Genomic DNA, 11,501 nt, shown 5'->3' on the forward strand with positions numbered 1-11,501 from the left:
TTTTAAAATGTAACTCTTTAATATTCTATTACTGACCCTGTTAACACCTGATGAAAAAACGTAATCTTTGTTTATCGCTCTTAATCTCAGCTACATTATCAGCCAATGCTCAAGAAAGTAACTGGCACCTCCTAAAAGATAAGATCACCACGCCCTGGGCCGAAAAGGTTGATCCGAAGGCGCCACTGCCCGAATATCCCCGGCCGCAACTGGTTAGGGCCAACTGGCAAAACTTAAATGGGTTGTGGAGTTATGCTATAGTCCCCAAAGCGGTAACCGGACCGGCTAAATACACAGGTGAAATACTGGTTCCTTTCGCGGTAGAATCAGCACTTTCTGGTGTTGGTAAAACTGTAGGTAAAGACAGTATGCTGTGGTATAAAACCACCATCAGCCTCAACAAAACCATAAAAGGTAAGGATGTGCTGCTGCATTTTGGCGCGGTTGACTGGCGTACCGAGGTTTTTGTGAACGGTAAAAGCGCAGGTATACACGAGGGCGGTTTTGATCCCTTTACATTTAACATAACCCCATATTTAAAAGGCGGCTCCAAACAGGAAATAAAAGTAAGCGTGTGGGATCCAACAGATGATGGTCCGCAGCCGCGTGGTAAACAAGTTAAAAAGCCCGAAGGTATCTGGTACACCCCGGTTACCGGTATCTGGCAAACCGTTTGGCTGGAAGGTGTAGCAAAAACGCATATTGAAGCCACCAAACAAACTCCCAATATTGACGATCACACACTTACGGTTTCGGCCGAAGTTACCAATAGCCAACCCGGCGATAAATTGAAGATCACCGCATGGGATGGCAAAACACAGGTTGACGAAAAAATAATAGACGCAGGCAGCACAGCTGTTCTGAATATTAAGGATCAGAAGCTGTGGTCAACAACCAGTCCTTTCCTGTATGATCTGCAGGTAGCTGTCATCAGAAATAATAAACCGGTTGATGAAGTAAAAAGCTATTTCGCCATGCGTAAAATATCATTGGGTCCTGATGCTAATGGTGTACAGCGCATGTTGCTGAACAATAAATTTGTATTTGAATACGGTCCGCTTGACCAGGGTTGGTGGCCCGATGGTTTGTACACCCCGCCAACGGATGAGGCCATGAACTTTGACATTGATAAGCTGAAAGCCATGGGCTTTAACATGATCCGTAAGCACATCAAGGTTGAGCCTGCCCGTTATTACACTTATTGCGATAAAACAGGTATGCTGCTATGGCAGGATATGCCCAGCGGCGATTTGGGTAACCATTGGGAAAACAGACCCGGTGTATTGGATAAAGCGACAGATCAGCAACGCACACCCGAATCTGAAGGCTACTACCGTAAGGAGTGGAACGCTATTATCAACGCATTGTATAATTACCCATGCATTGTAGTATGGACACCATTTAACGAGGCCTGGGGACAATTTAAAACCGTAGAGATCACAGAATGGACTATGAAAAAAGATCCGTCGAGATTGGTGAACAGCGCCAGTGGGGGTAACTTTTATACTACCGGTCATATAGTCGACCTGCATAATTACCCTCACCCTGCCATGCCTCGGCCCGAAATATTTGGTAAAACACAAGCTGTAGTTTTAGGTGAATTTGGCGGCTTAGGCTGGCCTGTTGACGGGCATACCTGGCAAGCCAATAAAAACTGGGGTTACCGGAATTTCAAAAATGCTGATGATCTGTTTAAAGTGTATAGCTCCTTTACCGACAGGTTGCAGGAGTTAATTAAATTAGGCCTGTCTGCAGCGGTATATACCCAAACCACCGACGTGGAAGGCGAAGTGAACGGTTTTATGACCTATGACCGTAAGGTAATTAAAATGCCTGTTGAACAGTTACAAAAGGTGAACGTTAAACTGTATGATCCATCGTTAGTAAAATAATACACCAGCCAGTTATGCATTTTAAAAACAAAATAAGCCACATTAAAAGAGGAATCTGCTTAATCACAGCTTTTGCATGTTCAGGTATGTACGCTGCAACTGCTCAAACAGGTGTTAAAGCTACCACGGTAACCAAAGTTAATAACCAGCAGTTAAATGCTTTTTATGTGAATAATCGTGCCCCGCTGCAAAAGCAATATTTTACCAAATTGCCGGTAGGGAGTATAAAGGCCGGTGGCTGGTTAAAAAAAGCGCTGGAACTGCAGCGCGATGGCCTTACCGGTAATTTAGGTGAGATCAGTGTATGGCTATCTAAAACAGACAATGCCTGGCTGAATAAAGAAGGTAAAGGCAAGTACGGCTGGGAGGAACTGCCGTATTGGTTAAAGGGTTATGCCAACATAGGCTATATGCTGGGTGATAAAAAGATGATTGCCGAAGCAAAGTTTTGGATTGACGCGGTACTAAACAACCAGCGTGATAAGGGCGATTTTGGTCCGGACAGAACAAATAAAGGTAACCGGGACCTATGGACAAACATGCCCATGTTATGGTGCCTGCAATCTTACTATGAGTACACCAAAGATCCCCGGGTGATCCCTTTCATGACCAAATATTTTAAGTATGAACTATCCATACCTGATAATAAGTTTTTAGAAGATTATTGGGAAAATAGTCGTGGCGGCGATAACATGACCAGTGTATACTGGCTGTACAACCGCACCGGCGATAAATTCCTGCTTGACCTTGCTGCCAAGCTCGATAAAAATACCGCCAATTGGCGCCAGGCCAACGACCTGCCCAACTGGCATAATGTAAACGTGGCCCAATGTTTCAGGGAGCCGGCAACGTTTTATCTGCAAAGCCATGATCAAAAAGACCTGGATGCTACCTATAACGATTTTAAACTGATCCGTACCATATATGGCCAGGTTCCGGGAGGTATGTTTGGTGCTGATGAAAATGCACGTAAGGGATATGATGACCCGCGCCAGGCTGTTGAAACCTGTGGCATGGTAGAGCAAATGACATCAGACCAAATGCTGCTGGCCAATACCGGCGATCGCTCCTGGGCCGAGAATTGTGAGGATGTGGCATTTAACACTTTCTCCGCCGCTTTTATGCCCGATTACCGGTCATTGCGCTATTTAACCGCGCCAAATATGGTAGTGAGCGATAGCAAAAACCATAATCCGGGCATAGCTAACGAAGGTCCGTTTTTAATGATGAACCCCTTTAGCAGCCGCTGCTGCCAGCATAACCACGCCGCCGGCTGGGTTTATTATGCCGAGAATAGCTGGATGGCCACTCCCGACAATGGCTTAGCGGCTGGGCTTTATACACAAGGGCAGGTTAATGCCAAAGTGGGCAACGGAGTAGCTGTAACTTTAACCGAAACCACTAAATATCCTTTTGAGGATCAGGTGAATTTTACGGTAAATACTGCAAAGGCGGTGAATTTTCCACTTTACCTGCGTATACCCGAATGGTGTAAAGGTGCGACTGTAAAAGTAAATGGCATACCCATACAAGTAAATACAGGCACCGGCGATTATATAAAACTGGCCAAAACCTGGAAAAACGGCGATAAAGTAACCCTGCATCTACCTATGCAATTAAAAGTACGCCAATGGGCTGCCAACAAAAACAGTGTGAGCGTAAACTATGGTCCGCTTACTTATTCACTGAAAATTGATGAGCAGTACACCGAAAAAGATGGGAGAGAATCAACCCAGGGCGATTCGCACTGGCAAGCCACTGCCGATCCGGGAAAATGGCCATCGTATGAGATTCATCCTGCTTCGGCCTGGAACTATGGTTTAGTGATCGATGAACAGCACCCTGAAAATTCTATTGAGATCATTCACAAGAGCTGGCCAAAGGACAATAATCCTTTTACCAATGCCAATGCACCGATAGAGCTCAAGGCAAAAGGCAAAAAAATTCCCGGCTGGACAATTGATCAGTATGGACTTTGCGGCGTATTACCTCAAAGCCCGGTAAAAACCGATCAGCCTGTAGCTCAGTTAACACTCGTTCCAATGGGAGGGGCAAGGTTAAGGATCTCCTCATTTCCGGTAGCCGAATAAATGGATTTTAAACTTATAATTAAATAAAATTGAAAGGTATTATCACGTGTTTAACCCTGTTGCTGCTATGTAATATACAGGCAAAGGCGCAAACTCCGGAAACGATAACCCATCAGCCGCCATCGCCGCTTTACCGCGACCCAATATATGATGGCGCGGCCGATCCTGTTTTGGCCTATAACCATGCCGAAAAGGAGTGGACGATGTTGTATACCCAGCGCAGGGCAAATGTGCAATCGCCGGGTGTGGCATATTGTTATGGCTCGGCCATAGGTGTAGCTACCTCGAAAGATCATGGGCATAGCTGGGTTTATAAAGGAGCTTTGAATTTAGAGTTTGAACAAGGCCAAAATACCTTTTGGGCGCCTGATGTGATTTACGATAGAGGCATTTACCACATGTTTGTAGTTTACATCCCTGGCGTTTACACGCAATGGGGCGGCGACGCACACCTGGTACATTATACCAGTAAAAACCTCTGGAACTGGAAGTATGAGGGAAAGTTAAACCTGCCCGATCACAACATCATCGACCCAACCCTGATGAAATTGCCCGATGGTAAATGGCATATGTGGTACAAAGACCAAAAACTGGGCAGTATCACCATGACCGCCCAAAGTACCGACTTTGTGAACTGGAAGGTTGATGATAAGCCCGCTATTGGCGGCAAGGCACATGAAGGCCCCAAGATTTTCCGGTTTAAAAACTATTACTGGATGATAACCGACGAGTGGCACGGTCAGCGGGTTTACCGTTCAAAAGATGCACAAACATGGGAGCAGCAGGGTTTGGTACTGGATACACCCGGCCATCGCCGCGATGATACCCCAACCGGCGCTCATGCCGATGTAGTAGTAAGCGGTGATCACGCTTATATCATTTACTTTACCCATCCCGGCCGCAAAACGCACCAGGATAGTGGGGAATTGGATAAGGATGGCTGCTATTCCTATTCAACCAAGCGCACATCCATCCACGCCGCCGAACTGGAGTTTAATAACGGCACACTAACCTGCGACCGGGATAAACCATTCAATTTTTGGCTTGATGATATGAATGATAAATAATTGCTGATGAAAAGGATATTGATATGGTTACTCTGTTTATTGACCCCGCATTTGGTAATGGGACAACATGGATCTGCTATTAAACAAATTCCATCGTCTGTTAACATTATATGGGATCAGGCATCCCTAAAACAAGTTGCTCCTTTACAGGGAAGTGCTGGTGCAAATTATGCCCGCATGATACAGCTAAGCAATGGCCATTTGTTATGCGTTTATGAAAGCGCTGGAGGTGTGGAGTGCATCACGAGCAATAACCTGGGCAAAACATGGCTTACCCCAGTAATTATAGCTCAGGCGGTTCCGGGTATTAACATGGCTGTTCCCGAAATTCTGGAGTTAAAGGATCGCTCCTTGCTGGCATCGTATAATCCGCGGCCGCATAAAGTAAATGGTAGCTGGGATACTACAAAGCATTTTGCCATCTGTACTAAAAAAAGCTATGATGGGGGTAAAACCTGGGGTGATGAACGGCTGATATATCAGGCAGGCTCTCAGTTTGAGAACGGCTGCTGGGAGCCATCGCAGCTGCAGCTTCCATCAGGCGAAATACAATTGTATTTTTCAAATGAAGGGATCTACACCAGTTCGAACGAACAAAACATATCTATTTTCAGATCAAAAGATAATGGATTGAACTGGACAAAGCAACCGGAGATAGTTTCCTTCACCCCCGGTCACCGTGATGGGATGCCGGTTCCTATTATTCTGAACGGGACAAAAGAGATACTTTTTTCCATTGAAGATAATGTTAAGGGCCAGTTTAAACCCTCCATCATCCGCAATAGTTTTAGTCAAAACTGGCAAAAAACGGTTGGACCCAATGATAATGAACGTACTTATGCCCTAACACCCAAACTGCCAGACACAGTTTATGCCGGTGGTCCATATTTGCGCCAGCTGCATAGTGGTGAAACTGTTTTATCATACCAAAGTACCATGAACAGGAGCGGTAACTGGGAGCTGGCCTGTATGCAGGTGGCGGTAGGCAATAGCAACGGCGAAAATTTTGTGCAAGTGGGTGCGCCTTTTAAAATCCCGGTTAACAAACATGGATTGTGGAACTCACTATGCGTGCTTCATGACGATACCATAATAGCCCTGACATCAACCAATGCCTATAATAATTACACCGCCATTTGGATGATAAAGGGGCGGTTAACCAATAAAAAACTTAATAAAACTACTAACCACTAATACATGCAAACTAAATTAAAATTATTGGCTGGGGCATTGTTAATGCTGTTCAGCGTACAACTATCGGCTCAACAAAAAGCGCCCGCACAGGTATGGTCGCAACAAAAAGCAAAAGCATGGTACGCCCAGCACCAGTGGCTGGTAGGCAGCGATTTTATACCCAGCACAGCTATAAATCAGCTGGAAATGTGGCAAGCCGATAGCTTCGATCCTAAAACCATTGATAAAGAACTTGGCTATGCGCAGGGCATCGGCATGAATGTAATGCGTGTATTCCTGCATCACCTGGCCTGGCAGCAGGACCCTGAAGGTTTTAAAAAACGCATGGATCAATACCTTGCCATTTCCAGTAAGCACGGCATCCAAACCATGTTTGTATTTTTTGACGATTGCTGGAACAAAGTGCCCAAAACAGGCAAACAGCCAGAGCCAAAACCAGGCATCCACAATTCTGGCTGGATGCAGGACCCCGGTCAGCCTGCTTCTGATAACGCTGCCAATTTCCCACCGCTTGAAAAATATGTTAAAGACGTATTAAAGCGCTTTGCAACCGACAAGCGCATATTGCTTTGGGATTTATATAACGAACCTGGTAACTCAGACAAGGGAGATAAATCATTACCACTGTTAAAGAATACTTTTAAATGGGCAAGAGCAATAAACCCAAGTCAGCCGATTAGCGCCGGTGTATGGAGCTGGAAGCTGGAAAACTTAAACGCCTACCAGGTAGCCAACTCAGATATAATTACCTACCATGATTACTCGCCCGAGCCGGAACATTTAAAAACGGTGCAGTTCCTGAAAATGATAGGTCGCCCGCTGATCTGTACCGAGTATATGGCCCGTCCGCGCAACAGCCTGTTCAGCACGGTACTGCCTATGTTGAAAAAAGAAAATGTGGGTGCCATAAACTGGGGTTTTGTATCGGGTAAAACCAATACCATTTATGCCTGGGATACCCCTATGCCCGATGGCAGCGAACCTAAATTATGGTTCCATGATATTTTTCATAAAGATGGCACGCCTTACAAACCTGAAGAAACACAACTTATAAAAAGTTTAACCAACAGGGGAAAGTAGGTACATATACCGATGGTTATGAAAACTAAACTCAAATATTTATTCCTGCTGATATCAGGCGGCCTGGTTTTAACCCTGTTTAATACAAACAGGGTTAATGCGCAGGTCGTCAACCTGAAAAACTTTAACACTAAATCAGGAGTAAGTTTAAAAACAGATCATGACCATGTTACGGTTACCTGGCCCGCGGGTAGTAACAGTAATGGCCGCCTGGTGCTTAATTTGAGTAAAGATGCTCCATTGTTTCAAAGCGTTCAGCTAAGCAGCAACGGCATATACAAGCAGATAATTAACGATGTTGCCCCGCAGTTTATACTTACAGTGGGTAAGCGCGACCTGGTATCTCAAAACGRCTGGAATATATTTTTTGATAAGGTTCCCTCAAAGCCCCATCATTCGTATAAAGTTGATTTTAATAAAAAGGATGTCAGTGTCAGTACATCCGGTTCACGTACTACGATAACGATAGCCGGTATAGAAGCGCCAAACTTTAAAGGTGATCTGGAGATTACTCTTTATAATGGTCAGCCGCTTTTTAACGTAGCGTCGGTGATAACTACGCAGGTCGATTCTACCGCCATATTATACGATGCCGGGTTAGTAGCGAAACAACAACCGGTAAAAAAAGTAAGCTGGAGCGATGTATATGAGCACCTGCAAACAGATAATAGCAACCAGCCGGATACCGCTAAAAACCTCGCCGTAAAATACAGAACCATCATTGGCTCAAACGCAGGTGGCAGCATTGCTGTATTTCCTGCACCGCATCAATATTTTTATCCGCTTGATGAAGCCTTTAACCTCAAATTTGTTTGGTATGGGAATAATTACCGCAACATGCTTACTGGTTATGGACTGGGCATAAGGCAGGAGTTGACTGGCGATAAGCGTTATGTACCCTGGTTTAACGCGCCTCCGGGCACAAAGCAGCGGCTAAACTTTTTCTGCCTGTTGAGTACAGGCGACGCGGCAGGATTATTAGCTAATGTTAAGCGATATACCCATAACGACAGCTATAAGCCTTTGTCTGGTTATAAAACCATGACGAGTCATTTTCATAATGAGTTTATTATGAGCGTGGTACTGGCTGGTAAGCCTGTTCCGGATAATCCCTCGTTTGTTGATGTTTTTAAAAGATTGGGTGTAAATATTGTTCACCTCGCCGAGTTTCATTACACCGCCCACCCTAAAGGACCGGATGAACAACGTTTACGGGAATTAAAATCATTGTTTGAGCAATGCAGGCGATTGTCATCAACTAACTTTTTATTGTTACCCGGTGAGGAGCCTAATGAATTTTTTGGAGGCCACTGGCTGGAATTTTTTCCAAAACCGGTTTACTGGATCATGTCGCGCAAACCGGGCACGTCATTGGTAACCACGGATGCCGAACACGGTAAAGTTTATCATATAGGGGATAAAAATGATATGCTCGCCCTGCTTAAAGCCGAAAATGGTCTGGCCTGGACCGCTCATGCACGTACCAAGGGTTCAACCGGGTTTCCTGATGCTTATAAAGAAGAAGCATTTTTCAAATCAGACAGGTTTTTAGGCGCAGCGTGGAAGGCCATACCTGCCGATCTTTCGCAACCCCGGCTGGGCAAACGGGCGCTCGACCTGCTCGACGATATGAATAACTGGGGTCTGCAGAAAAAAATGCTCTCAGAGGCCGACCTGTTTACCATTGAGCCGGAGAACGAAATGTATGCGCATCTTAATGTAAACTACCTGCGGCTAAACAAACAACCCGGATTTAAAGATGGCTGGCAGCCTGTGCTGGATGTATTGCAGCAGGGGCGTTTTTTCTCGACCACGGGCGAGATATTGATAGCCGATTTTAAAGTGAATGGTCATCAATCAGGCGAAACCATTGAACTTCCTGCTGACGGCAAAAGTACCATCAGTTTTAAAGCCGACTGGACATTCCCGCTGAATTTTGCAGAGATAGTTTCGGGGGATGGTAAAAAGGTTTATCGCAAATATATCAACCTCAATTATACCAAAGCTTTTGGTGTGCAAACATTTACTGCCGCTGTTGACCTGAAGGGCAGGACCTGGGCCCGTTTAGAAATTTGGGATGCAGCGGTTAATGGTGCTTTTACCCAAACTGTTTGGTTTAAATAATTGTCCGTTGTTTTGCAAATATTGTAATATTGGTATTATAAGCTGAACAAAATATGTAAAAATGATGTATAATGGCCCTTTTTTACCCATTTCCGTCAATAATACAGCTATAAATATTTCGATAAAAAATCATGGTTAAATTATATGGTAACCCCTTGATTAATAGCGGTAAATGACTTAGTGTATCTAATACAAACAATTGATTGTCAGTCATTTTGTATTTTGAAATACATTTTTGTAGTAGTAGTTTTGTCCTAACCAATTATAAATTTTAATGTGATATGGGACAGATCACTAATAAAAAAGCAGTAATGCAATTGGGGTTTCCAGAGCTTAGTGAAGCTCTGGAAATCCATTATCAATTATCACCCGAAGAATTAAGAAAAGCCGCTCTGGAGCGTGGAGAGGCCTATTTAACAGATCAAGATGTGTTAGCTATCGATACCGGTGAGTTTACAGGGCGCTCGCCCAAAGACCGGTTTATTGTTACCGATAACCTTACAAAAGATTCCGTTTGGTGGGGCGATGTTAATATTGCTATCAGGCCAGAAGTGTTTGATAGTCTGTACACTAAGGTATTAGCTTACCTGCATAACAAGGTTGTTTTTGTGCGCGATGCTATGGTTTGCGCGGAAGAAAGCAATCGTTTAACCTTGCGGGTGATCACGGAAACGGCGAGCCAGAATCTATTTGCCTATAACTTATTTCTGCGTCCGGAAGGTATTATCGATCCAGAATGGACTGTCATATCGGCTCCTGGATTTAAAGCCGATCCGGTTATTGATGGAACCCGGCAGCATAATTTTGTAATGCTCAACTTTACCCGTAAGATCATACTGATAGGCGGCACAGGTTATACCGGCGAAATAAAAAAATCTGTTTTTACCGTACTGAACTTCCTTTTACCTCAGCACAATATTCTGCCTATGCATTGTGCTGCAAATAAAGGAGAGAATGGGGATACGGCCATCTTTTTTGGCTTATCGGGTACTGGTAAAACCACGCTCTCTGCAGACTCCGACCGGCAATTGATCGGGGACGATGAACATGGCTGGGGCGAAAATTCGGTTTTTAATTTTGAAGGAGGCTGTTATGCTAAGATAGCCGGCCTGAGCTCCGAAAAAGAGCCTCAGATATACCAGGCCATGAAGCGTGGTTCGCTTTTAGAGAACACGTGTTTTTATCCGCTGTCAAAAACAGTTGATTTTAATAACCTGTCAAAAACCGAGAATATCAGGCTGTCATACCCGTTGCACTATATCAGCAATACGGTAAGCCCGGCCATGGGCGACGTGCCCCGGAATATATTTTTCCTTACGGCTGATGCTTTTGGTGTGCTGCCGCCTATTGCCAAATTGAACAGGGCACAGGCTATGTATTACTTTTTATCGGGTTACACCGCTAAAATTGCCGGCACTGAATACGGGATCAATGAGCCGGAAGCTACTTTTTCGGCTTGTTTTGGGCGTGCATTTTTACCATTACATCCCACAAAATATGCTGAAATGCTTGGTGAAAAGCTGGATAAATACCCTTTAAACGTGTGGCTGGTTAATACCGGCTGGACCGGCGGCTCATATGGTACGGGCGAGCGGATAAAATTGAGCTATACCAGGGCCATGATCAAAGCCGCGCTTAATGGTCAGCTGGATTATGGGCCATACCAAAAGCTACCCATATTTGACCTGATGATACCAGCATGGTGCCCCGGTGTGCCATCGGCCATGTTGAACCCGGCAAATACCTGGGCCAATCCATACAGTTACGAAGAAACTGCCCATCATTTGGCCGGGCTTTTCCGTAAAAACTGTAGTCAGTACAAAGGGTTTTCTGACGGAATGCTGTGTTCTGTAGGGCCGGTGGTTGAAGAGGCAAGATAGAAGCCTCACCCAACCCTCTCCAAAGAGCAATAGCCCATCATATGACAGAAGGGTAGCCCGCTACGGGGCACACCAAATTTTTACAATTATTTTCTACAAATATGTAGTCCCTACGGGACATAGAGCAACAATTTAAGCTGCAAATGTGGCTGTATTTCATGTCCCGTAGGGACT

7 protein-coding genes are annotated in these 11,501 nt (G+C 44.8%); all 7 read left to right on the top strand.

The genetic code is table 11. From position 1 onward, the window contains the following. Positions 1–50 precede the first annotated feature (50 nt). The 7 genes from AC1DRQ_RS04950 (at position 51) to pckA (ending at position 11,327) form a co-directional block, all read left to right on the top strand. Positions 51–1,892 (top strand): glycoside hydrolase family 2 protein, encoded by a 1,842-nt coding sequence (locus AC1DRQ_RS04950; RefSeq protein ID WP_477422568.1) that lies wholly within the window; start codon positions 51–53, stop codon positions 1,890–1,892. 86 nt (positions 1,893–1,978) lie between these two features. Then, the gene (locus AC1DRQ_RS04955; protein WP_477422569.1) at positions 1,979–3,982 is read left to right on the top strand and encodes a beta-L-arabinofuranosidase domain-containing protein; all 2,004 of its coding nucleotides are present in this window, start codon (positions 1,979–1,981) and stop codon (positions 3,980–3,982) included. Between the two features lie 29 nt (positions 3,983–4,011). Next, complete coding sequence (locus AC1DRQ_RS04960) at positions 4,012–5,049, top strand: family 43 glycosylhydrolase (protein ID WP_477422571.1); 1,038 nt, start codon at positions 4,012–4,014, stop codon at positions 5,047–5,049. Positions 5,050–5,055: 6 nt separating this feature from the next. Further along, complete coding sequence (locus AC1DRQ_RS04965) at positions 5,056–6,243, top strand: sialidase family protein (RefSeq protein ID WP_477422572.1); 1,188 nt, start codon at positions 5,056–5,058, stop codon at positions 6,241–6,243. A 3-nt stretch (positions 6,244–6,246) separates the two neighbouring features. Next, complete coding sequence (locus tag AC1DRQ_RS04970; RefSeq protein WP_477422574.1) at positions 6,247–7,323, top strand: cellulase family glycosylhydrolase; 1,077 nt, start codon at positions 6,247–6,249, stop codon at positions 7,321–7,323. An 18-nt stretch (positions 7,324–7,341) separates the two neighbouring features. After that, positions 7,342–9,447 carry a CehA/McbA family metallohydrolase domain-containing protein gene (locus tag AC1DRQ_RS04975; RefSeq protein WP_477422575.1) on the top strand — a complete coding sequence of 702 codons (2,106 nt, stop codon included), beginning with the start codon at positions 7,342–7,344 and terminating at the stop codon, positions 9,445–9,447. 281 nt (positions 9,448–9,728) lie between these two features. After that, positions 9,729–11,327: a phosphoenolpyruvate carboxykinase (ATP) gene (gene pckA / locus AC1DRQ_RS04980; protein ID WP_477422576.1), complete on the top strand. Its 1,599-nt coding sequence runs from the start codon at positions 9,729–9,731 to the stop codon at positions 11,325–11,327. Positions 11,328–11,501: the final 174 nt, after the last annotated feature.

This window comes from Mucilaginibacter sp. P4_E8 (assembly GCF_056401495.1).